Genomic DNA, 23,466 nt, shown 5'->3' on the forward strand with positions numbered 1-23,466 from the left:
GTCGACTGGTTTCTTCGTATCTATAGGGATTGACTTGACTTTGACGCAGCGTCAAGGTCCATCATGGTATCAAGCAGGACAGGAGGAAAACAGGTGAAAGTACATGAAGCAGCACGAAGCTTAGGCGTGACTCCGCGAACGTTGCGATTTTATGAAGAGAAAGGACTTGTTCATCCATACAAAGAACCAAACAGCGGTTACCGTGCTTATTCGGATATCGATATGACGAAGCTTCGCTGGGTCGTCTCACTGAGAGAGCTTGGAATGCCCCTTTCCGTCATCAAAGAAGCACTTCAAGCCATCGATCGGCCAGTAGAGTTCATTCGTATAGTTGACCAGGCAAGAGCTCTGCTCTACGAAGATTGGGTCGCGGCAACGCAATCGCTTCAAGCGTTAGACCAGACGATCCGATCATGGCAGCAGCTGGGCGAAACACAGCTTGCCGATGCCGAAGCAGCGGCTTTGCGTATGAAACAAAATCGGATGATCCGCGAATCATGGTCTGATCAGTGGAACTATAATGAGATGGCCGTCCAATATGGCATAGAAGCACCGCTAGCTGCGCTTGAAGGCCTTATTACGGCAGAACAATATGAGCACGCATTAATTCACACCCTTGAATGGATTGACCCTAAGGAGGGCGATAGAGGCCTTGAGCTTGGCGGCGGATCAGGAAATCTATCAGTCATGCTGGCTAGCGCAGGAGCAAGTCTCACCGTCGTGGAACAATCTGCGGCAATGATCGACCTGCTTCATGCTCGGATACCGCATGCCTCGATTAAGCAAGGCAATATGCTCGCATTGCCGCTTGCCGAATCCAACTTTTCATTTATCGGCTGCAGCTTCGCATTCCGCCATCTCAGCTCGTCTCAGCAATTACTCGCGCTAGAAGAGATGAATCGCGTGCTGCTCCCAGGCGGTCGAATCATAATTACCGATATTATGCAAACCGCGACTTCCGAAGAAGTAACCGATACGCCAGTTCAGCCTCTTCCTCTGCAACACTGGCTCACTGCACGCGGCTACTCCGTTGTTGCCGAAGAGCTCCACTCGTCTGTTTACCTTCTTTATGCCCTTCGAATGAACAAAAACCGTCAGGAAAGTTAATCCTGACGGTCCTATGAAATCATACTCAAGCGTTATCCACAATCCGGCTCCGATTATGAACTTCTAGTTTCGACCGCCGCCGCGGAACTTCTGGGAATGCGCTCGCGCTTCGTCTACGTTCGTAACCCGGTTGCGTCCCCATTCGAACAAAATCCGGTCGATATATTTGAGACTTAGTTTGCCTGCGAACACAGCTTCCTTTAATGCGAGAAGAATGAGTTCCTCTGTATATCGGTCTTGATCAAGCCAGACGCTAATCGTCTCGCACTCGAATGGCGACAGCAGACGGCCGAATTCCTGCTCGAACACATGGAACATTTCGCCGGCGCTTGTAACCGGTTCTGCTGTTGCTTTCATGAGCTGGCGCTCCGCCTTCTTCGTCTCCCGTTTGTGCTCGGCAGTCCAATCAGCCGCCTTCATCAGCCAGCCGCTCCAATTGTATCGCTCCGATTGCATACCGGTAACGCTATCGATATATTCGTCTATCGTCAAAAATTGATCCTTGATGAGCCTGTTCAGCATTTGTCCGATCGCTCTTGAGCCCGTGCCCATACGATTCGCAAGCTCCTCCGGCGTCGGAAAATCGTTGTGCTCTACCTCTGCGAAAGCAATAAGCTGCAGCAGCAGCATCGCCTCTGAGTCGGATAATTCCAGATCCCTATAACTGCGGAGCAGCATGGCTGACAAATAAACGCCGCCTTCTTGCAGCGCGGCAGCCATGCCATGTGAATAGGCTTTCCATATTTCGTTGCTCATCGTCTGCCGGCCCCCTTCTCCTTATGACGAATGTGCCGCCTTAACCAGCTCATACGTATCTCTCGCGATAAGCAGCTCTTCATTTGTCGGAACAACCAAAACTTTCACACGCGAGCTGTCCTTCGATATTTCACGTACTTCCTTGCTGCGAACCGTGTTGCGCTCGTCATCGATCTCGATGCCAAGGAACGTAATGCCCTCGCACACGGCCTTTCTTACTGCCGAAGAGTTCTCGCCCACGCCTGCCGTGAAAACAAGCGTGTCTATACCGTTCATTGCCGCTGCGTAAGCGCCAATATATTTCTTCAACCGATACACATACATATCGAATGCCAGCTTGGCGTTTTTGTCGCCGTCCTCCATCGCCTCAGTAATCTCGCGCATGTCGCTGCTGATTCCTGATATGGCAATCATGCCGCTATGCTTATTAAGCATCGAGTTCACTTCATTCAGCGTAAGCTCTTCTTTGTTCATGACGAATGGAACGATTGCCGGATCGATATCGCCGCTGCGCGTGCCCATCATTAATCCTTCAAGCGGCGTCATCCCCATGCTCGTATCGAACGATTGACCATCCAATATAGCGGCACAACTAGCACCGTTACCGATATGGCAGGATACCATTTTCAAAGACGCAAGCGGCTTGCCCAAGTATGCGGCTGCTTGTCCGCTTACATACGAATGGGAGGTGCCGTGAAAGCCGTAACGACGAATCTTATGTCTGCGATACAACACTTTAGGAATAGGATATAAGTACGAAGTATTAGGCATCGTCTGATGGAACGCCGTATCGAATACGACGGCCTGCGGCACATGCGGCAGATTCGACTCAACAGCCGTAATCCCCATCATATGAGCCGGATTATGAAGCGGCGCCAAGTCGAATAACCTGCGAATCTCAAGCTTAACATCCTGGGTAACGAGAACCGAGCTCTTGAACACTTCACCCCCGTGTACAACACGATGCCCAACCGCATCAATCTCGTTCATACTGCCGATCACGCCATACTCTTTATTTGTCAGCATGTCGATGACCCGCTTAACCGCGGTTACATGCTCTAGAATTTCACTTACGTCGCGAACCTCGGGCTTGCCCGCCGGCTCATGCGTCACAATCGAGGAATCCATACCGATTCGCTCCACTCTGCCGCTCGCAAGCACAGACTCATCCCTCATATCGTACAACTGATATTTTAACGACGAGCTTCCCGCATTAATGACAAGAACTTTCATTAGATTCGGTCTCCATCCTTATCGTATTTGAAAAAACCGACGCCCGACTTGGCGCCGAGATGACCTGCTCGCACCATCTTCTTGAGCACGATCGAAGGGCGATACTTCAGCTCGCCATATTCTCTGAACATCCGGTCTAGCGCAGCTAGCACCGAATCGAGACCGAACCGGTCAGCCATCTCGAATGGCCCATGCTGGAACGAATAGCCGATACGCATCGCGTTATCGATGTCTTCGGCGGAAGCGACGCCTTCTTCCAGCACATGCAGCGCTTCATTAATGAACAGGCAGATCAAGCGAGTCGTAACAAAGCCCGGCGACTCGAATACCATGATGCCTTTTTTGTGAATGATCTCATCGACAAAATGTTTCGCTCTGGAGAATGTATGCTCGGATGTCTTCAAACCGCGCACAAGCTCAACGATATCGATCTTCGATACCGGATAAATGAAGTGCATGCCGATCACGCGATCCGAATATTTCGTCACGCTGGCAAGTTCCGTTAAGCTTAGCGTAGACGTATTGCTTGCAAGAATCACGTCCGGGCCGCATATTTGGTCCAACTGCTCGAATATCGTTTTTTTGCTTTCCAAATCTTCCGTTATCGTCTCGATTACAAGTTCACATTCCGAGAGCTTGTCATAATCTGACGTTGTCTGCACGCGATTCATAATGAGCTTCCGCTCCGCCTGCGTGAGCGCCCATTTCTCGATCTGCTTATCGAGACTTAGGACGATCATTTCCATCCCATATGTCAAACGTTCTTGAGTACGCTCTACTACGATAACGTCCAAGCCATTGGCTGCAAGCATCTCTGTAATGCCTTGCCCCATCGTTCCCAGGCCGACGACACCAACTGTTTTAATCAACACTGCCCATTGCTCCTTTGAATCCGGTATACGATGCTCCCTTATAACCGGAATGCACGTTTTGAACGCATATGTAGTTCATTCTTATTATAACGAATTTCAACAAAAATAGAAGGCGGACATGGTGCCCGCCTTCAAATTGTAAGATTTGTTCTGCTATCATGCAACATATTTCGTCAAGCTGCAACTAACAATTTACGGAATTCATCGCCGCTAAGCATTTCCTCTTTCAGCAGCGTCTGAAGCGAGCTGGTGAACACGCCGCGTCTCTGTTCAAGCATCGTTTTTGTTTCCACCATCAGCTCATCCAATATCGTACGATTTATTCTTGCCCAAGCCTCGGGTGTCATCATCGAGGAATCTACGATCCCTTCCTCGGTCAGACCCGATTCCACTAACGTTTTCACGATATTCATCGCCTGCTCGAAGTCGCCTCGCGAGCCGGTGCTGCGCTCGCCATAGAACATTTCCTCGGCAGCCGCGCCGCCAAGCGCAATCATAATTTGACTGTTCAAGAACTGCGTTGTATACAAGTACCGATCCTGCTGCGGATTGTGCCGCACATAACCAAGTGCTTGTCCGCGCGGCGACAGTGCGACCTGCGATACGCTGCCGGGGCGAGTAAGCTCTGCCATAATCGCATGTCCAAGCTCATGAAGCGCCACGCGCTCTCGCTCTTCCTTTGTCGCCTCGCGGTCGGTCTTCTCGCCCATCATGACTTTATCAATCGCCATGGATAGATGACGCTCGATGATCGTTGCGCTTGATTCACGCATCGCATAGATAGCTGCTTCGTTCATCACACTTTCGAGCTGCGCCCCGGAGAAGCCGAACGACTCGGCTGCGACCTTATCCAAATCTACGGAATCATCCATAGGTTTATTATTTGCGTGGATATTTAGAATATGCAGTCTGCCCTTCTTGTCGGGAAGCTCAACGCCGATATGACGGTCGAAACGCCCTGGGCGAAGCAAGGCCGAGTCAAGCATCTCCTTGCGGTTCGTTGCCGCAATTAACAAGATGCGCGGCGATTCGTTCGGATGGATACCATCCATCTCAGTCAGCAGCTGATTGAGCGTCTGATCATACTCACGATGCTGGCCGCCGTCTCTCTTGCCGCCGATAACCTCGATTTCATCAATAAAAATAACTGCGCTTTTTTTGCCTGCTTTCTTTGCTTTCGTCCGTGCCTCGGAGAACAAATCGCGAATACGGCTAGCACCGACACCGACATACATTTCTACGAATTCACTACCGGAAGCAGCCAAATAAATCGAATCCGTGTAGTGGGCAGCCGCTCTTGCGAGCAACGTCTTACCTGTCCCCGGCGGACCTGCCAATAAAATGCCTTTCATCGGACGTATGCCGAGCTTCGCGATCTGTTCCTGCTTGACTAGAAAATCAAGGGATTCAATAAGCTCCTGCTTCGCGCGATCTTGACCGCCAATCTGCTCGAACATAAGCGGTGCCGATTTAGTGCCGGCGCTGCGCTTCCGGCTTGATGCAGCCGTCATCCGTCCTTTGCCTCTTGCCAGATATACAAGCGCAAATCCTAATACACCAAGCATTACGATCGGAACGACATTCAAGCCAATATAAATAAAGAAAGCAATGAGTACCGGTACAACGCCGATTGCAATTTCCATCCCGTATTGGCGTATATTACGCATTTTCCCACACTCCCATCTGTGCAGGCGTTCTTGGCAATACGATAAACTTAACCGCATCATCCGTTTGCAACGTAATGTAAATGTTATTGTCGTCCATCTCGGTTTCAGCATGAATTGCAGGGTTATCGTGTCCTGCTTCTTCAAGCGCCTTAGGAATATTCGAGTAAGCTTTATTTTCCATCGCTTCCGCTACTTCGAACAGCGCTTGATACCAATAATCATCCAGCACCTTGTTCGATTCGTTAAGAACATCCAGCTTTAGTTCACGGCTGCCTATGGCGCTTTTACCATTATGATTAATCGATTGATAGATCTCGCGCAGATTCGCATCTTGCGATAACGTGACATCAATCGTTACTTGATCCTTGCTCATCTTCGGCTTTGCCGAACTCACAATTCCCGGCACGTCTGCAATCGCATCCTCAAGAGGCGCGGCAACAGCGACTTGATTATATATCGTATATCCGCCGAACAATACAGCAACGGATATAGCGGCTGTAACAATGACCGGTACGACGCTTATTTTTTTCATCTCTTTATCGCCTCCGATTTAATTGATAGATAAACCGTATATCAATCACGCTATACGAAATTATATCATATCTATCAGCAGATCGGTCGGTGTAAAAACAGGAAACGGAGCCTATTGAGGCTCCGTCTTCGCTGGTAGCTTATATTCGTTCAAAAAAGCGCCGCTCGTAAATGAATAAAAATCGTAGTAGTAATGGGTCTCGTCTGCCTTAAGCGTATAAAAGATTTCCCATACCGGTTTGTCGCCAAGCAGCCCAGGCTGCATTCGCTTTACAACAGCTTCAGGCTTCGCGAGGTCGAACTTGGCCCGAATGGCCTTCTTCGCCTCTGCTTCGGATGCTTTCACGACAATCGGTTCCGGTTCTTGCGTCGATGTTTCTTCGTCAGTTTCTTCGTCTACAGGTCGCGGTAGCCATACGTAGATCTGTTCGCCATCCGCATTTTTACCGGAAACAAACCAACTTACTTGATCCCAAATATGCTTGCTTATTTGATCGACTTCCGTCAATTCAGCTGCTTCTATCGCGTCGGCTTTCGCCGCCCTCTCATCTGACCATCGAGGAGACTTGATATCCTTATAATAAATCGCTGTCGTCGTGATAATGATGAGCAGAACGGCGACGATGACAAAGATCCATCGCTGCGTAGTCATAATCGGCGGACGTTTCTTCGTATCCGCGCGCATTAGGCTTGCAGCAAACGCTCGAAGCTCGCTTGCGCTTCGAAGCGGATTTGTTCCTCATCCAACAATGTACATTCACCATTTTGAACAACTTGACGTCCATCTACCCACACATGCTGCACATCGCGCCCCGAGCCGGAATAAACCAAATGCGATACGATATCTGTCAGCGGGTAGAACTGAGGCTGATCCAAATTAATCGCAATAAAGTCGGCTTTCATGCCTACACGCAAGACGCCAATCTGATCTTGCTGCCAAATCGAGCGGGCGCCGTATACCGTTCCCATACGAAGCGCTTCAACCGCAGGGATAGCCGTCGGATCGCCAGATACTCCCTTGTGCAGAAGAGCGGCAAGCTGAATTTCTTGGAACAAGTCCAGGTTATTGTTGCTCGCTACGCTATCCGTCCCAAGCGATACGGTAACGCCAGCCTTAAGAAGATCAGTCACGCGGGCAACGCCGCTCGCCAGCTTCAAGTTGCTGACCGGGTTATGAGATACCGCAACGCCGCGAGCGGCTAGCAGCTCAATCTCGGCATCGTTAAGATGAACGGCATGGGCTACAAGCGATGGCCGGGAGAAAAAGCCGTGCTTGTCCAAATGCTCAACAGGACGAAGTCCATAATCGCGAACGTTTTGCTCTACCTCAGCAATTGTCTCGGACATATGAGTATGAAGAGGCAGGTTATAGTCATGCGCCGCTTGAACGAATCGCTCTATATAATCAGGCGGACATGTATAGGGCGCATGAGGCGATATCATCGTCGTAATTCTACCGTCGGCTTTACCATTCCAATCACGAGCAAAGGCTATCGCTTCTGCCAGCTTCGCGTCTTGCACTTCCTTCTCGCACAAGCCGATAACGCCGCGCGTCAAGCAGCCCCGAATACCCGATTGCTCAACCATCATAGCGACCTGGTCCATCCGATCATACATATCGACGAACGCCGTCGTACCTGTCTTAAGCATCTCGACGATAGCGAGTGCGCTGCCCGCCTTCGTATCTTGATCGACATACTTCGCTTCCATCGGCCACATCTTCTCTTGCAGCCATACTTGCAAATTTTGATCGTCCGAATATCCGCGCAACAGCGTCATTGCCGCATGTCCGTGCGTATTAATCAATCCCGGCATAAAAGCCAGCTTGCTGCCGTCGATCTTCTGCGCATCGGCCGCAACGTCTACAGGCGCAACAGGCGCAGCTTCCCCCAAGTATGTAATACGGTCATTCGTTACGACCATATGCCCTTTAAACGTCATGCGGCTCTCATCCATCGTGACGAATAAGCCGTTCTCAATCCATAGTTGACTCATTAGCTGATTCTCCTTCTCCTGCTAAATAATAGGCCAAGCTAAGCAAATCACGCGTGAAATCGGCGTTGTGAATCCGAATGTGCTCGGGAACGCGCAGAATGGCGGGCGCGAAGTTCAATATGCCTTCGATTCCGGCTTCCACGAATTGATTCGCGACGTTCTGCGCTTCGTGGGCAGGCACGGTAATAATACCGATTCGAATACTTTGCTGGACGATAATTCGCGGCAGTTCTTCCATCGGCAGTACCTGCAGGTTGTTAATGCTCATGCCGATCTTGCTCGGATGAGCGTCGAACACGGCTGTGATTTTCATATTGTCTTTGGAATACTTATTGTAATTGCATAAAGCATGTCCTAGATTACCGGCGCCGGCGAGCGCCACGTTAATCGGTTGATCGACCTTCAGTATTTGTCTGATTTTCTCGATGAGATACAGAACGTCATAGCCGATCCCTTTGCGGCCGAACTCTCCGAAATAAGCGAGATCCTTGCGAATCTGAGCAGGATTAAGGTCGAGCTTAACGCCCAATTCCTGAGATGAAACGGTTTGAACTTCACGAGTGTGCAGCTCGTTCAACACTTGAAGATAGATAGGCAGCCGTCTAACGACAGCTTCTGATATTTTCGTCTGCTTCAACCTTTCTCCTCCTCTGATATCGCTGTTTTTTGCTCATTCGAATCCTTCTTATCTGTTGCACTTACGCTGCTGCTTAGCCACTCTCGCATGCGCAGCACCATTTGCTCCGTATGCATCGTCTCGATCTTCGGGCCTGGTAAGGAATACAGGAAATGCTTGCCGTAATACGCATCGATGATCCGCGTATCGTAGATGATGACAATGCCTTTGTCTTGCGATGTTCGCACGAGCCTTCCGAATCCTTGCTTGAATCGGATGACGGCTTGCGGTATGGACAGCTTCATGAACGGATTTTGCTTCTGCCTGAGCAGCAGCTCTGACTTAGCCTCCGCAAGCGGATGGTTAGGCGGCTGGAACGGCAAGCGTACAATGGCTAGACAGATGAGCGCTTCCCCGGGAATATCTACCCCTTCCCAGAAGCTGCTCGTCCCAAGCAGAACCGATTCGGGCTGCTGCCGGAAACGTCTCGTCAGCTTCGTCCGGTTGCCGCTGTCGATGCCTTGGCCCAGCACTTGTATGCCGGACTCAGACAAACGCTCCTTAAGCGGCTCATACACTTGCTTCAGCATCTTATACGATGTGAATAATACAAGCATTCTTCCCTTCGTTTCCTTCGCCGATGCCGCCAATGATTCCGTCAACATATCTAAGTAGGCTTGATCCACATAGGAACCTTTCAATACCGGGAAGTTGCGTGGGATGACGACGAGCGCCTGCTCCCGATAATTGAACGGCGACGGCAATTGTACGGTCTTAAGCCGGCCTTGCTCCTCGTACCCTGTAAGTCCTAGCTGTTCGGCCGCGTATTGGAACGACTTCTGTACCGATAAGGTAGCCGAAGTCATGACAATGCTGTCTTTGACATCGAAGAAATATTTCTGAAGCTGCTCGCTCACATCTACCGGTGCTGCATACAAATGAACCGAACGATAACGATAGGCGCTGCTCGCCTCAATCCAGAATACTGACGCTGCATGCTCCAGCTTGATGAAAATATGCAATTCATCTTTTACGCGGGTCAAATCCCTTAAAGCACCGTTAAGATCCGTAATGGCGGCTTGAATCGTTGAATCATCCACACGATCCTTAATATCATTAACCATCTTGTCCAACGTTCGAATAATCCGATTCAGCTCCGTATGCACATTACCTTCAGTCGTAACGGCGTCGTCCCACCCGGCTGGCAGCTCGCCGATCTTCAATCGGCACACCGCTTGCCCGGCTTCGCCTGAAGCAAKCTCATTCGATATCGAGGTAAAGCTATAGAACATTTCGAATAGTTTATCCCAATGTTCTTTAATATCGTTAAATATAGGGATGACCGTATCGATTGTCTCAAGCCAAGCTGATTGATGCGCATCATCCTCGTATTGCAGCTTAATTCTAAGCGCTGGAAGCAAGCCAGACCTGGCGTCCTTATAGAGACGCTGTACGGCCTGATTGAACGAGAAATAGCTGACCTGCATGCCAAGATGCTTGCCCGCGACCTCTTCCACATGATGCGCTTCATCTATAATAAGTTGGCTGTAGGTTGGAAGCAAACGATGGTCCGCCTGGATATCGGTGAATAACATCGAATGATTAGTTACACATACATCTGCGATGTTCGATTCCTGCTTGGCACGGTGATAATAACAACGTTTGAACCACGGACATGCCCGGTTGAGGCAGGAATCGGCATCGCTGGCTACGGTTGACCAGAAATCAGCGCCTTTGTTGCCGAAATTCAGCTCCTCTTGATCTCCGGTCTCCGTTTCACCAAGCCAAACGACCATTTGTGCGGCTGTAATGACATCATCTATTGGCGATACAAGATCTTTCGTATTCACTTTGCCTTCGAATTTGCGCAAACATAAGTAATTGCCTCTCCCCTTAAAGATCGAAGCCTTGAAAGGAAATGGCAGCACGTCCTCGAGCAGCGGGATATCCCGTTGCCGAAGCTGCTCTTGCAAGTTAATCGTATGTGTGCTAACAACAATCTTTTTATTGTTGCGAATGCCGTAATACAAGGCCGGTATCAGATACCCTAACGACTTGCCTGTTCCTGTTCCCGCTTCAATAAGCAAGTGCTGGTCGCTGTTTAAGGCATTGTACACTTCATGGAACATTTCCGTTTGCGCTTCGCGCTCCTCGTAATTTTCGAAGCGAGCTTCGAAACGCGCCTTCACATCCGCCAAATATTGTTCGAAAGACAATTCGCCGAGCGAGAAGTTGTCGCTCTCGGCTCGCGGCGGCTGTTCTTCTGTCCATTCTCTAACCTTAAGCGCAAATTGATTAAAGTAATCGTATTCTGCAGGCTCGAACACATTTCGAACTTCCATACGCTGCAGCGTCTCTGCTATAAACCAGCTTAAATCGCTTCCATCGTTAATGAGCGCAGATAGCCGCTGCAACGTAAGCAGCGGCAATTGGCGAAGCTTCTGAACAATTTCGATAAATAAGTTCGCAGTAGCGAGAGCATCGCTATCCGCGCGATGGTGGCTTTCATGCTCGATGCCGAACATTTCCGTTACGGCACCAAGCTGATAAGTCGTAATAGAAGGATATAATATGCGAAGCAATTCAATTGTATCGAGCCTGCGTCCGGCGAACCCATGGTAACCGCAACGATCAAGGGCTTGATTCAGAAAGCCTGCATCGAAACCAACATTATGCGCGATGAGCACTGCATCATCAAGCAAGGGTATGAGCTGTACGAGCACCTCTTGCAATTCCGGCGCATCTTCAACTACAGCATCGTCTATGCCGGTTAGTTGAGTAATAAAAGCCGGTATCGGTACAGTAGGCCGTACGAAAGTGCTGAACGTTTGTAATACTTCAAGCTCTTCCGAAACAAGGACCAGTCCGATTTGCAAAATATCGTCGGACTGGCTATGCCCGGTCGTCTCTAAATCCAGTACTGCAAATTTCATTCGTTCCCCGATCCTCTCACAAACAGCACAGCTCCGTGCTTCCAAAATATAACGATAATTGCAAAGGCGTTTGCTGACATGACTTCAAGTTGTTCAGCGGGTCGGTAAAGCTGGGATAAACTTGATGAGCCTTCATGAACAGCTTCTCCGCATGGGCAAGGTTCATATGAACCGCTTGAATGCATCCTAGCGCATTATAGCCTAAAGCAAGCCATTTAGGGAAGTCCGTTAATGCAATCAATAATTGAAAATGCCGCTGGGCTTCGTTCCAATTCTGCATATGCATATGGGTCATGGCCAGAAACAGACGAGCAAGGTTGCATTCCGGCGATTGCCCTACAGCGACTTGAAACTGCGCCGCGGCTTCAGGGAACATCAATAACTTATAATAACCTTGTCCCTTGGAAATAATAGGTGCAGCATCTTCAGGAATTTCTAGATCCGCTTTGTTGCAAACAGACGAAGCAGAAGCTGTATAAACGGAAGATGCAGCTGGTTCCTGCTCAAGAGCTTTCACAGCTTCGCTGCCGCCTGCCCCTGACGTTGCGGGGGCGGACTTGCTTAAAAGCTCGCCGTAGCTGTCCTTGAAATCAGACAGCTTCTCTTCAAATTCAAGCCATTGTTCGATGAACGAATCGCTCACCTTCTTAAGCTCGTTCATTTGCTGCTCGAACTGTCTTTTTTGCTGCTCGCATGCATCAGGATATTGCTGGATCATCCGATCAAGCAGCTCATTCATTTCAGTAAACATATGCTGGAACATACCGCATCCCGCCTTCGCCAAAGAATTAAGGAGTGTGTTATGCTCATTTTTTGTTTTTACGACGCTTTTCATTCAGCATCCCAGCCGTTACATAAGCAAGGAATTAACTAAAGAACAAACGAACGCTTCACTGCAAATGTTACAAAATCGTTGAATGAAGCTCTTCCGTCAGCGAACGGAGCGGCTTGTTATCGGCATCTAATATCGTTACGATCGGCTTGTGCGCTTTCGCTTCTTCATTGCTCATGGATGCATAAGAAATTATTATGACTTGATCTCCGGGCTGTACTTGCCTTGCAGCTGCTCCATTCAAGCAAATGACGCCTGATCCGCGCTCACCGACAATGACGTACGTTTCGAAGCGTGCCCCGTTATTGTTATTTACGATCTGCACTTTCTCATTTTCCCATATATCTGCTGCATCCATCAAATCCTCATCAATGGTGATGCTACCTACATAATTGAGGTTCGCTTCCGTAACCGTGGCCCGGTGAAGCTTTGATTTCATCATTGTTCTGAACATAGTCCTGTACCTCCGTTCTTTCCAATAAACAATTATCAATTAATCTTGTCGTTCCGAATTTAACCGCCATCGCAAGCAGCAAGGGCTGCATGACTTCAGACAACGATTCCGTTTGCGACAGTGTGTCAAGTCTTGGATAATGAAGCAGCTCCACGTAATCAATGACGGCTTCGCTCGATTGGCTAATATGAAGCTTCACTTTAGCCAATAGACGTTCAGCGTTCATGTCAGGCTCCAGGTACCATTCGCTAGCTAGTGCGAGAGCTTGCGACAGCACAACCGCTTGGCTGCGCTGCTCCGCGCTTAAATAAACGTTGCGCGAGCTTAATGCAAGTCCGTCTGGCTCACGCACAATCGGACAAGGCACAATTTCTACCGGTATATCAAGGTCATTCACGATTTGTTCAATCACGGCTACTTGCTGGGCATCCTTCATGCCGAAGTAAGCGCGATCCGGCTGAACAAGATGGAACAGCTTGCTGACAACTAGACCTACTCCGTCAAAATGTCCGGGACGCGATGCCCCGCATAGGCGATCAGTAACCTGCTCGACGATCAAACGAGTCAGCGGTTTCTCCGGATACATCTCGGCAACTGATGGCATAAATACAACATCTACGCCAACCGATTCTGCCAATGCTAGATCTCTTGCTTCATCCTTCGGATATCGGTCCAAATCTTCATTCGGACCGAATTGAAGCGGATTTACGAATATACTTAATACCGTAATATCGTTATTTTCCTTCGATTGCCGCATCAGGCTTGCATGTCCTTCATGCAAATAACCCATTGTCGGCACAAAACCGATGCTTGCACCTTCTTTTCGGAAGGTGGCTAATTGCTGCTTAAGGTCTGCTTTCGTTCGGCTAATGATCATGACAATCTCACCTCCGCAGCCGACTTCTCTGACTTCTCTGTCGCTACAGCATCTAGCTCCCCTTCTGTTGTTGCACCAGAACCGTTGCCTCCGTATAGAGGTTGAACAGCCGACGTATGCCCCAGGAAAGCATGCTCTTCCGCTGGGAAGGCAGCCCCTTTAACATCTTGAACATAGGACTGAATGGCATCTCTAATCGTGGTGCCGATGTCAGCATACGTTTTAACGAATTTTTTGGGTGTATAAGGCGATGCGTATTGCAGCAGATCATGGTAGACAAGCACTTGTCCGTCACAGCCGCGTCCTGCCCCGATCCCAATCGTAGGAATGGTGAGCACTTCGCTTATTGCCGCTGCGAGAGGTTCCGTTACCAGCTCCATCACGATGCTGAACGCGCCGGCTTGCTCCAAGGCTTTAGCATCATTCATAAGACGTTCAGCTTCCTTGTCGAGCTTCCCTTGCACCTTGTAGCCGCCAAGCTGATGCACGGATTGCGGTGTAAGTCCGATATGACCCATCACCGGAATGCCGGCTTTCACCAATGCTTCGACGTCTGCCGCAATTTCTGTTCCGCCCTCGAGCTTAAGCGCGTGCGCTCCGCCCTCCTGCATGATCCGCGCCGCGTTGCGAAGAGTCGTCTCGCGTGACGCGCAGTATGTCATGAACGGCATGTCGGCAACGATGAACGTTTGCCCCGCTCCGCGAGCTACCGCCCTTGTATGATAAATGATGTCGTCGATCGTTACCGGTATTGTCGTCTCGTAGCCAAGTACGACATTTCCGAGCGAATCGCCGACCAATATAACGTCAATACCTGCTTCCTCGGCTAATTTCGCCGAAGGATAGTCGTAAGCGGTGAGCACGGAAATCGCATTGCGTTCCTGCTTCATTTTTTTCATCGATGTGATCGTCAGTCGTTTCCTCATCAGCTTCTCATCCCCTTCGAATGGTATAAGAACAGAACAAGTCTATTCTTATATTTTAAACACAAAAAAACCTTTTAGCCGCTGCTAAAAAGGTCCCCAAACTGAAAAGGAAACGATTTCTTATGGTGCTTCCTTCTGTCTCGGTCCTAGCGGCTCAGAGCAGAGTGTGCTTTTCCAACCATTTGCATAAAACTTAAATTGTCGAACGATTGTCAGTGCAGCTTCCAAGGAATACCGCCTGATACCGCTATTTTAACAGACTTCTGTCTATTCGTAAACGGATGCGCGCAGCTTATGTCGGTTCGCCCATTTCAGCCGAAAAAATGGGAATGATACTGCCGTCCTCCAATTGAATGTTAATCGCGCCGGATGTATCTAGTCCTACTGGAATGCCTGTTATCGTGCCTTGCGGTGTCACCAAACTCGCTGGTTTGCCAAGCGAAATCGAGAGTGCCTCCCATAACGTAATAATTGGGGCGAACCCTTGCTCTTGGTATAGATCGTACAATTGCTCCCATTCTTGCATGAACTGAACGATAATATCGCTACGCGACAACGTATGTCCGGAAGCGATGCGCAGCGAAGTTGCCTTCTCGAGAAGTCCGTCAACATAATCGGATGGCTCCAGATTGACACTAATGCCCACACCGGCAATTACATAACGAAGCCGTTCGTCTTCTGCAGCAGATTCCAATAAAATGCCGCTTATTTTCTTTCCTTCGATTAACAGGTCATTTGGCCATTTGATGCCTATCGATAGCCCCGTTAGCCGTATCAGGCTTCTGCACAACGCTACAGCAGTAAGCAAAGTCAACTGCGGAGCAAAGTGAATCGGCACGGAGGGACGAAGGACCATGCTCATCCATATGCCTTTGCCTTTCGGCGACACCCAGCCTCTTCCCATGCGACCCCGACCGCTCGTCTGTTGTTCTGCAATGATAAGCGTCCCTTCCGGAGCGCCTTTCTCTGCCGCATCCCTAGCGACAATCTGCGTCGATTGAACGGTGTCGTGCATAAGAATGTGTCTACCGAAGCGGCTTGACGTCATACGGCTTGAGAGCAGATCGGAATCGAGCTTGTCCGGAATGCTCAACAATCGGTAGCCTAAACGTCGGGATGCCTCGAAGCCATAGCCCTCGGTCTCCAGCTTCTGAATCTGCTTCCATATCGCCGTACGGCTCACTTGCAGCTCCTGGCTCATCTTCTCTCCGGATACATATTGACCCGGCTCACGCAAAAACATTTGCAACAGCTTATCGTTACTCATTGTTATTGTCCTCTTTATCCCAAAGTTCGGCTTGCTCGAACAGCGTCTCTCGTTCATTCGCGAGCTCGCAGCTAGCCACATGTACAAGCAGACGATGCAGACATCGGCTCACCCAAGGTCCTGCCGGCTTCATAAGCCGCTGAGCGAGCATACGTCCATTCACATCCAGCTGCTTTAACGTTACGATTGGAAACGCATTTAATTGATCCTTCAACATCGCCAAATCGATTGCATCAGAACCTGATCCGACTTCATGACGATGAAGGGCCGCTTCGACGAGAAGCCAATCCTCCGACATTTGTCTGCCTTCGCGAATGACAGTCTCTACCCACCACCGCTTAAGGGAAGGAGCGTTGACAGCTCCTTCACTCCTCACACCAAGGGCGTTCTCATGCAACCGGATCAATCCTGTAATTCTCATTCTTCGATTATTCGATAGCTTCAGCAGTCGTAATGATTCATCAGCAGCTTCCGAAGAAATTGCACTCTCGATCAACACGGCAGCCCACCTGCAATCCAAATCATCAAGCAGGCTGATCCGCCCATATACTTTACTGCTTTGTCTAGTGGATAAGGTACAATTCCGACTCAAACTTTGAAGCAGAGGCAGCTTATCTTTCAACTTAAACAGCAAGCCGCTCGCATGCAGCCATGAGAGCGCTCTGCGCGGATCACTGCCGGCAAGCATCTTGTCGAGCTCGGCTTGAACGCGTTCCATTGCAATATGCTGCATAAGTTCCCTATGCTTCTTAAGCGCCCTCCATGTGGAGACGGTCGGCTGATAGCCATAGACGGCTATGAACCTGACAGCTCTCATCATTCGCAGCGCATCTTCCTGAAAGCGCGCATCGGCATCCCCGACACAGCGAATGTAACGCAGCTCGATGTCGTCAGAGCCACTGTATGGATCGTATACGCTCCCGTCTTTCTTAAGCGCCATCGCATTGATCGTGAAGTCGCGGCGCAACAGATCGCCTTCCAGACTCATTATGTACGCAACGCCAGAAGGCTTGCGATAATCCTCGTAAGCGGACTCCTGGCGATAGGTCGTCACTTCATAGGTCTCACCCTCATGAACGATCGTAATCGTTCCATGCTGGAGACCCGTCGGTATACATTTTGGAAACAAAGCCATAACCTGTTCAGGCCGCGCAGAGGTTGCAATATCGACGTCCTTGACCGGAAGTCCGATTACCGTATCTCTTACAGCGCCGCCTACAAACACCGCTTCATAACCGTTTTCCTCAAGCTTAGCGACAATTGGCACAGCGGCTTCGAGCAGCGTGGGCAATGTAAGCTTCATACGTTATMCAGCCTCCGATACATGTGTCAATTTGCAGGCACTTTATTCTCCGCAGACGATCATTGGCATTTCTGCTTCAATTCCGAGTACGCGGTAATAAATTTGTTCATATTGAGCAGTAATCACATCGTTGCAGAACTCATGCGTCGCACGGAATATACATGCTTTTCTGAATTGCTCATGCAGCCTCTCGTCTTGCAGCAGTCGAATCGCGTTTTCTGCCATGCTCTCCACATCGCCAATTGGGCTCAAGAAGCCCGTCTCCCCATGCGTAACAAGCTCTGGGATACCGCCTGCGTTAGAGCCGATCGTCGGCACGCCGCATGCCATCGCTTCAAGCGCAACAAGTCCGAAGCTCTCCTTCTCGGATGGCAGCAGCAGTACATCGGCAAGTGAAATAACTTGCGCAACGTCTTCCTGCTTGCCTAGAAAGACAACGCGATCTTCAAGTCCCATGTTTTTGATTTTGCATTGGATCTTGGTCAATTCCGGCCCTTCGCCTACAAGCATCAGCTTCGCAGGCATCTTCTCCGCCACCTTGGCGAATATATCGATAACATCTCCGACCCGCTTCACGGGACGGAAGTTGGAAATATGCATGAGCACTTTCTCGTGCGGCTTGACATAATCGGCACGCAGTGAAGCCGAATCGCGCGGATAATAAATCCGTTTGTCGACGAAGTTATACGTCAAGTCAATCGGCGTCATAATATCGAGCAGGTTTCTCGTTTCGTTAATCAAATCATTCGATACGGCGGTTACCGCATCGCTTTGATGAATGGCTAGACGGATCAAGTCCTTAAGCGATTCGTCTTGCGCCAGTACCGTAATATCCGTACCATGCAGCGTCGTCACTGTCTTCAAGCCATCGCCAATCATTTGCTTCGCCAAATAAGCGCATACCGCATGCGGAACCGCGTAATGGACATGAAGCAGGTCTAGCTGCTGCATCTTCGCCACTTGAGCCATCTTGCTGGCAAGCGATAAATCATAGGGCGGGAAACGGAATACATAATAATCGTTAACTTCGACTTCATGGAAAAAAATATTTTTGTGAAAATGTCCCAATCGGAACGGAATGCTATGTGTAATAAAATGAATCTCATGGCCGCGTTCGGCAAGCAGTTTGCCGAGCTCTGTGGCAACAACACCTGATCCGCCAAGCGTAGGGTAGCAGGTAATGCCGATCTTCAGTTTCTTCGCCACTATTGTCGCACCTCCTGTGCAAGCGTCTATCTGTTTAATGTATTCGACAAGAGCTGTACGATTTGTCTAAAATCCTAAAATAACGTTACAGCATGCGGGCGCTTAATCGCGAACCCTTCGGCATAGGCCCAGCCGCGGGCTTGTCCAAGCAAAGCATCTCTCGCTTCAACCCGTTCAACATAACTATTCGTCAGCGGGGTCGACACACGGTCCTCGCCCGCAGAGGCTTGACTGAATTGCGAGCGATAGGCAAGCATCGATTGACGCTTCACGTCATAATGCTCGCTTACATCCACAACAAGCGATACCTGCTCGACATCGTTTATATAATAATAAATGAATTGTTCGACTTGAACGTGAGGAAGCTCCGGCATATATCGACGAAGTTTGGCGTTGAATACCGCTTCCTCGATAAGCCTGCTGCAATTCACATGATCCGGATGGCGATCTACCCAATACGGCGCGAACACGATTCGAGGACGGAAATAACGAATTTCCGCAACAATACGCTCGATCTGCTCCTTCGTGCCTTCCAGTCCTCGATCAGGCATGCCAAGATTCGTTCTTGCGGATAGACCAAGCACCGCAGAAGCAGCGGCAGCTTCTTGCTGCCTCAGCTCTACGGTGCCGTTTGAGGACATTTCCGCAAAAGTCAAATCACATACGCCTACACGATGACCGGCACGCACATGCTTCGCGATTGTGCCGCCCATCCCAATCTCCGCATCATCGGCATGAGCGCCGAATACGAGTATGTCCAATGACTCCGATTGCGCAGTCCTCACGTTCATTTTGTTTCCTCCGGCTTGTATTTATGTACAAGCTCTCTCCAAGCAAAGTCGCCGCGTTCCAGCGCCTTCACAAGCAGCTCGGCTGTTGCGATATTCGTCGCTACCGGAATGCCTTGAACATCGCATAGACGAAGCAAAGCAATAATGTCCGGCTCATGCGGCTGCGCCATTAACGGGTCGCGTAAGAAAATAATCAAATCCATTTCATTATCCGCAACGAGAGCGCCAATCTGCTGGTCGCCGCCAAGCGGACCCGATCTGAAGCGATGTATGTTAAGCTTCGTCTGCTCCATAATGCGAGTGCCGGTCGTGCCGGTCGAATACAATTGATGAGGAACAAATACATGCTCATAAGCGATAACGAAATTAACCATTTCTTCCTTCTTGCGATCATGTGCGATAAATGCGATCTTTAACATGCCTTTCCCCTCTCCCGCTGCGCAAGCTCATTAATCCATAATATGTTCGAAGCCGTAGACCATCCCGCTGTAATTCATAACCTTCTTCACCGCGAGATTAACACCCGGCATATAACCGGCGCGGTCATAAGAATCGTGGCGAATCTTGAGCGTTTGTCCATGACCGCCGAAGATAACCTCCTGCTGAGCGAATACGCCCGGCAGTCTGACACTATGTATGCGGAATCCGTTGTAATAGCCGCCGCGAGCCCCTTCAACCGTTTCCTCTTCCTTCGGGTTGCCTTGGCGAAGCTCTTGTCTCACCTGAGAGATCAGCTCCGCTGTCTTGATCGAAGTACCAGAAGGTGCATCCAGCTTCTGGTCGCCGTGATATTCGATAATTTCGACATGCGGCATATATTTGGAAGCTTGTGCGGCGAACTTCATCATCAGTATAGCACCGATGGAGAAGTTAGGCGCGATCAAGCCGCCAATGCCTTTCTCCTTGCAAAGCTCGTCCAGCTCCACGATCTGCTCCGGCGTAAACCCCGTTGTTCCCATAATCGGACGAACTCCGTGAAGAATGGATTTCTTAGCATTGCTGTATGCCGCATGCGGCACCGTGAAGTCAACAAGAACATCTGCCCCGGCATTTGCCAGTGCTTCTTCTAGCGTTGCGCTTACGGTTACGCCTGTTTCGCGAACGCCCGCGAAGATCCCTGCATCGACAGGGCCGGCCGAAGGAGCGACGGCTGCGACGAGCTGCAGCGCCTCATCCTCCAGCACCATTTTCACAACTTCCCGACCCATTCTTCCGCTTGCGCCTACTACAGCCACTTTTATTTTCTCAGTCGTCATCGCAATCACCTATTCCTTTTTCGTTTCGTTCCGCCGTTCTTTAGCCGTTCCGACCGCCGTTTRCGGATTACATCAGCGAACAAAGTCCGAGCAGACGAATGTTCGGGTTCAAGCCGTAACGCCTCGCGCGCGGAAGTAACTGCTTCATCCAATCTACCGAGTGAACCATATACGACACCTAATGTATAGAAGGCTTCGAAGCAGAGCGGATCCAGCCTCGTTGCTTCAATAAGCAGCTCTATTGCCTTATCAGGTTGATTCGGATCGTTCAATAGAAGCAGTTTCGCTTCAGTCAGAAGCAGCTTCGATTCTATCGTATGCAAGTGGAATCTGAATTCTGCATTGTCCGGTTCAAGCGCTAACGCGCCATCCGCATAATGCTTCGCCTTGTTCCACTTGCCGCTGCGCGAGCAAGAAATCGCGCATTTATGATAATAACTCGCATTGTCCGGCTCTACCGCTATCGCTTGCTCAAACCAATATATCGCTTGCTCAAAATCGCTGTTAAGGATGAATTCATAAGCTTTCTTGATGCAGCCCTCTCCGTCCATCCGCCCATCCTCCTTGTACACAGGTTGATGGTACAGCATATGTAAGGAGCTTGTTTACAGTTCGGTCGTTTTCTTCGTCCACCGATTAGCATCGCGCGTCGCGAACTTGTGCATGACCTTATCATGAGCCTCGGTGAGATCAATGCCTAGTGAATTAGCGAAGCAGGATAGCAGGAACAAAATGTCCCCGAGCTCCATTTCGACCGAGTTATCCGCCTCGTCCGCCTTCTTAGGCTTCTCGCCGTAGTAGTGATTGATTTCTCTAGCGAGCTCGCCTACTTCCTCAGACATTCTTGCCATAAGCGCAAGAGGACTGAAGTATCCTTCCTTGAATTGCGAAATATAAGCGTCAACTTCACCTTGTATATCCTTCAACGATTTATCTGACATCGTCTTTAATTCCTTTCTGACTAAGCTGCAACTTGGATTTGGCTTGTAGAAATGCCCATATCCATATACGTTTCTATGTTAACGTAAGTCGTTCATGAAAATCAATGTTTTTCGGTTATTGAATGACCGAGCGCAAATGATCTGCACGCTGCTAGGCACATTGTCGCTCACCAGCTGCCTTACGCGGCTTCCTGCGAAGGGCGCGTATGCCGGACAACAAAAAGAGGTCGTCTATTGCGTCGTCCAAAGGCAGGAAACCCGCCGTTTGAAACAAATATACGCAATATCGACCCTCGTGCGATTAATATCATTAACGAAGTGCATGATGTGCTACGTGAAGGATTCAAGTAAGAATAGCTCTATTTCAAAGGCTTGATTCCATACGGCGAGCGTTGATATTTGCGCCAACCCGAATAAGTTAGTACTGCGCAAATAATGGTCCCTAGAAACAGCGCCCAACTAATAGGATTCGTTGAGGCGGCGGGCGCAACGACCGGCAAAACAGCTGTCTCACGTCCTTCATCGAACAATTGAACAAGCTTATCCCTTAGCGCATCCAACGACTTGTTAACCCGTTCACCATTCGATCCGCCGTCTATAATGCCGTCCAATAGCAAGTTTGTATAATGGGCACGAACAAGAGCTTCATCAATTGCGGTATCGCCAAACTGAATGGATGCAGCTAGCTCGATTCGGTTCAAATGCTCGTTTAAGCTATCCATAGCCGCGCTTGCTGCGAGTGCGCCATCGTCTGTCGACCGCTTCCATGATTGCTGAACTCTCGTCCAATCATGAAGCAGAATGCTCTCATATTGCAGCCATAAGGCATGCTCTGGACGCACCAAAGCATCCGTAGACAGCTTAATGCGCGTCGCAGCCATTAGCCAGCCTGAACCTGGCTCACCTCTAACCAAAGCCTGCTCGATCTGGGCGACAGCCTCGTTAATCGCTTCCCAACCAGCTTGTGAACCTGAACCAGACACTGAAGCTTGTTTGGTAAGTTGATTGAACCGCTGAAGCTTTAGAAATGCGGCTTGGCGATTATTCGTATAAGCTGCTTCATACAATGAAGCGGCCGCCTCGTCCAGACTCGCTAACATATTCGCCTCGGAACCTGCTATCAATGAATTGCCGCTAGGGCCAAATATTGTGTTCCCCCATACTGCGCCTGCTGAACCGATCGTCATGACGATACATAAGACGAATGGAATCATAATCCGTATCTTCATGGACATCCCCCCATAGTTTCATTCTATGAGGGGAAGACAAGCGTTATACCTTCTTTCTAAAGCGCCAGACGATCATTGCTGCAAAGAAGCTGAATATCGACAATCCATATGTGAAAGCACGTACGGCAGGAATATCGTCTTCCAATTCATCCGCGAGCCATGGGAAAACCTCATACGAATAATCAATCGTATCATTCAGCAGCAGCCAAGCTGTGCCGACAAGCAGCGCGGCAAATCCGGCTTTCATATAGCGGAAGTATAATAAAGCTTCGACCGCCATCCCCAAATGCGATGCCATGAGCATATAATGCGTCCACTCGAGTTGATCGCCTTGCCAAGCGCCTGCTACGATCATCGCTACTGCCCAAATACCGTATTTCACGGAGCATACGACGGCAAGAGCTTCGATAATAGCACGCCCCCCAGTAACTAGACGCGAAGAACTCCTTGGCGGAAATAGCAAGTAAAGCAGCGCTAGCGTAAAAAATAAGCTGGCAGTCGGACTGTCCGGCACGAACACCAATAACCACGAATCGAAGTTTTCGGATGTATAGATGAGCTGGCTTTCATACCATATGTAGCCGTATACCGTTCCAAGCAGGTTGACCAAGAAGAGCAGCCATAGAAAAGGACGATAAAGCAAAATCGAGCTGTTCCATACCATTTTGTTCATT

General features: G+C 49.6%; 25 protein-coding genes. 2 read left to right on the forward strand and 23 right to left on the reverse strand.

Features of this window, described 5'->3' with window-relative positions; all coding sequences use genetic code 11:
* Window positions 1-93 precede the first annotated feature (93 nt).
* A complete protein-coding gene (locus AC1DF0_RS14010; protein ID WP_477574419.1) occupies window positions 94-1,107 on the forward strand; it encodes a MerR family transcriptional regulator in 1,014 nt (337 codons plus the stop codon).
* A 63-nt stretch (window positions 1,108-1,170) separates the two neighbouring features.
* Here AC1DF0_RS14010 and AC1DF0_RS14015 read toward each other — a convergent pair whose 3' ends face one another.
* From AC1DF0_RS14015 to AC1DF0_RS14115, 21 genes are all read right to left on the reverse strand, one after another.
* Window positions 1,171-1,863 carry a DnaD domain protein gene (locus AC1DF0_RS14015; RefSeq protein WP_442051817.1) on the reverse strand — a complete coding sequence of 231 codons (693 nt, stop codon included), beginning with the start codon at window positions 1,861-1,863 and terminating at the stop codon, window positions 1,171-1,173.
* 21 nt (window positions 1,864-1,884) lie between these two features.
* Window positions 1,885-3,096, reverse strand: a complete 1,212-nt coding sequence (locus AC1DF0_RS14020) for an acetate/propionate family kinase (RefSeq protein WP_442051818.1) — start codon at window positions 3,094-3,096, stop codon at window positions 1,885-1,887.
* Window positions 3,096-3,968, reverse strand: coding sequence for a 3-hydroxyacyl-CoA dehydrogenase family protein (locus AC1DF0_RS14025; protein ID WP_442051819.1), 873 nt, complete (start codon window positions 3,966-3,968; stop codon window positions 3,096-3,098). The genes AC1DF0_RS14020 and AC1DF0_RS14025 overlap by 1 nt, the downstream gene beginning before the upstream one ends.
* A 173-nt stretch (window positions 3,969-4,141) precedes the next feature.
* Complete coding sequence (locus AC1DF0_RS14030) at window positions 4,142-5,626, reverse strand: AAA family ATPase (protein ID WP_477574758.1); 1,485 nt, start codon at window positions 5,624-5,626, stop codon at window positions 4,142-4,144.
* A 1-nt stretch (window position 5,627) separates the two neighbouring features.
* A complete protein-coding gene (locus tag AC1DF0_RS14035; protein ID WP_442051820.1) occupies window positions 5,628-6,167 on the reverse strand; it encodes a hypothetical protein in 540 nt (179 codons plus the stop codon).
* Window positions 6,168-6,278: 111 nt separating this feature from the next.
* The gene (locus tag AC1DF0_RS14040) at window positions 6,279-6,851 is read right to left on the reverse strand and encodes a cell wall elongation regulator TseB-like domain-containing protein (protein ID WP_477574420.1); all 573 of its coding nucleotides are present in this window, start codon (window positions 6,849-6,851) and stop codon (window positions 6,279-6,281) included.
* The gene (locus AC1DF0_RS14045; RefSeq protein ID WP_477574421.1) at window positions 6,851-8,161 is read right to left on the reverse strand and encodes an amidohydrolase; all 1,311 of its coding nucleotides are present in this window, start codon (window positions 8,159-8,161) and stop codon (window positions 6,851-6,853) included. The genes AC1DF0_RS14040 and AC1DF0_RS14045 overlap by 1 nt, the downstream gene beginning before the upstream one ends.
* Complete coding sequence (locus tag AC1DF0_RS14050; RefSeq protein ID WP_442051823.1) at window positions 8,142-8,798, reverse strand: redox-sensing transcriptional repressor Rex; 657 nt, start codon at window positions 8,796-8,798, stop codon at window positions 8,142-8,144. The genes AC1DF0_RS14045 and AC1DF0_RS14050 overlap by 20 nt, the downstream gene beginning before the upstream one ends.
* Window positions 8,795-11,722, reverse strand: a complete 2,928-nt coding sequence (dinG, locus tag AC1DF0_RS14055) for an ATP-dependent DNA helicase DinG (RefSeq protein WP_477574759.1) — start codon at window positions 11,720-11,722, stop codon at window positions 8,795-8,797. The genes AC1DF0_RS14050 and dinG overlap by 4 nt, the downstream gene beginning before the upstream one ends.
* Before the next feature lie 4 nt (window positions 11,723-11,726).
* On the reverse strand, window positions 11,727-12,473 hold the full coding sequence (locus tag AC1DF0_RS14060; protein ID WP_442051824.1) for a hypothetical protein: 747 nt from the start codon (window positions 12,471-12,473) through the stop codon (window positions 11,727-11,729).
* A gap of 139 nt (window positions 12,474-12,612) precedes the next feature.
* Window positions 12,613-12,996 (reverse strand): aspartate 1-decarboxylase, encoded by a 384-nt coding sequence (gene panD / locus AC1DF0_RS14065; protein ID WP_337103435.1) that lies wholly within the window; start codon window positions 12,994-12,996, stop codon window positions 12,613-12,615.
* Window positions 12,923-13,873, reverse strand: a complete 951-nt coding sequence (gene panC / locus AC1DF0_RS14070; protein WP_442051825.1) for a pantoate--beta-alanine ligase — start codon at window positions 13,871-13,873, stop codon at window positions 12,923-12,925. Before panC ends, panD begins: the two co-directional genes overlap by 74 nt.
* Window positions 13,870-14,799, reverse strand: coding sequence for a 3-methyl-2-oxobutanoate hydroxymethyltransferase (gene panB, locus AC1DF0_RS14075; RefSeq protein ID WP_477574422.1), 930 nt, complete (start codon window positions 14,797-14,799; stop codon window positions 13,870-13,872). Before panB ends, panC begins: the two co-directional genes overlap by 4 nt.
* Window positions 14,800-15,091: 292 nt before the next feature.
* The gene (locus tag AC1DF0_RS14080) at window positions 15,092-16,066 is read right to left on the reverse strand and encodes a biotin--[acetyl-CoA-carboxylase] ligase (protein ID WP_477574423.1); all 975 of its coding nucleotides are present in this window, start codon (window positions 16,064-16,066) and stop codon (window positions 15,092-15,094) included.
* Window positions 16,059-17,369 (reverse strand): CCA tRNA nucleotidyltransferase, encoded by a 1,311-nt coding sequence (locus AC1DF0_RS14085; protein WP_477574424.1) that lies wholly within the window; start codon window positions 17,367-17,369, stop codon window positions 16,059-16,061. The genes AC1DF0_RS14080 and AC1DF0_RS14085 overlap by 8 nt, the downstream gene beginning before the upstream one ends.
* Window positions 17,370-17,411: 42 nt before the next feature.
* Window positions 17,412-18,575 carry an N-acetyl-alpha-D-glucosaminyl L-malate synthase BshA gene (gene bshA / locus AC1DF0_RS14090; protein WP_477574425.1) on the reverse strand — a complete coding sequence of 388 codons (1,164 nt, stop codon included), beginning with the start codon at window positions 18,573-18,575 and terminating at the stop codon, window positions 17,412-17,414.
* Between the two features lie 74 nt (window positions 18,576-18,649).
* A complete protein-coding gene (gene bshB1 / locus AC1DF0_RS14095; protein ID WP_442053219.1) occupies window positions 18,650-19,366 on the reverse strand; it encodes a bacillithiol biosynthesis deacetylase BshB1 in 717 nt (238 codons plus the stop codon).
* Complete coding sequence (locus AC1DF0_RS14100) at window positions 19,363-19,785, reverse strand: methylglyoxal synthase (RefSeq protein ID WP_442053218.1); 423 nt, start codon at window positions 19,783-19,785, stop codon at window positions 19,363-19,365. The genes bshB1 and AC1DF0_RS14100 overlap by 4 nt, the downstream gene beginning before the upstream one ends.
* A 30-nt stretch (window positions 19,786-19,815) precedes the next feature.
* On the reverse strand, window positions 19,816-20,622 hold the full coding sequence (gene dapB / locus AC1DF0_RS14105) for a 4-hydroxy-tetrahydrodipicolinate reductase (protein ID WP_442053217.1): 807 nt from the start codon (window positions 20,620-20,622) through the stop codon (window positions 19,816-19,818).
* Between the two features lie 5 nt (window positions 20,623-20,627).
* Window positions 20,628-21,173, reverse strand: coding sequence for a tetratricopeptide repeat protein (locus tag AC1DF0_RS14110; protein ID WP_477574426.1), 546 nt, complete (start codon window positions 21,171-21,173; stop codon window positions 20,628-20,630).
* A gap of 54 nt (window positions 21,174-21,227) precedes the next feature.
* On the reverse strand, window positions 21,228-21,563 hold the full coding sequence (locus tag AC1DF0_RS14115) for a nucleotide pyrophosphohydrolase (protein WP_477574427.1): 336 nt from the start codon (window positions 21,561-21,563) through the stop codon (window positions 21,228-21,230).
* Between the two features lie 136 nt (window positions 21,564-21,699).
* Between AC1DF0_RS14115 and AC1DF0_RS14120 the strand changes: the two genes are divergently transcribed.
* On the forward strand, window positions 21,700-21,939 hold the full coding sequence (locus AC1DF0_RS14120) for a DUF2179 domain-containing protein (RefSeq protein WP_477574760.1): 240 nt from the start codon (window positions 21,700-21,702) through the stop codon (window positions 21,937-21,939).
* Here AC1DF0_RS14120 and AC1DF0_RS14125 read toward each other — a convergent pair.
* Together AC1DF0_RS14125 and AC1DF0_RS14130 are read right to left on the reverse strand one after the other, a co-directional pair.
* On the reverse strand, window positions 21,923-22,792 hold the full coding sequence (locus AC1DF0_RS14125) for a sporulation protein YpjB (protein ID WP_477574428.1): 870 nt from the start codon (window positions 22,790-22,792) through the stop codon (window positions 21,923-21,925). The genes AC1DF0_RS14120 and AC1DF0_RS14125 overlap by 17 nt on opposite strands.
* 43 nt (window positions 22,793-22,835) lie before the next feature.
* Window positions 22,836-23,465: a DUF1405 domain-containing protein gene (locus AC1DF0_RS14130; protein WP_442053213.1), complete on the reverse strand. Its 630-nt coding sequence runs from the start codon at window positions 23,463-23,465 to the stop codon at window positions 22,836-22,838.
* Window position 23,466: the final 1 nt, after the last annotated feature.

The organism is Paenibacillus sp. 05T425, from assembly GCF_056396205.1.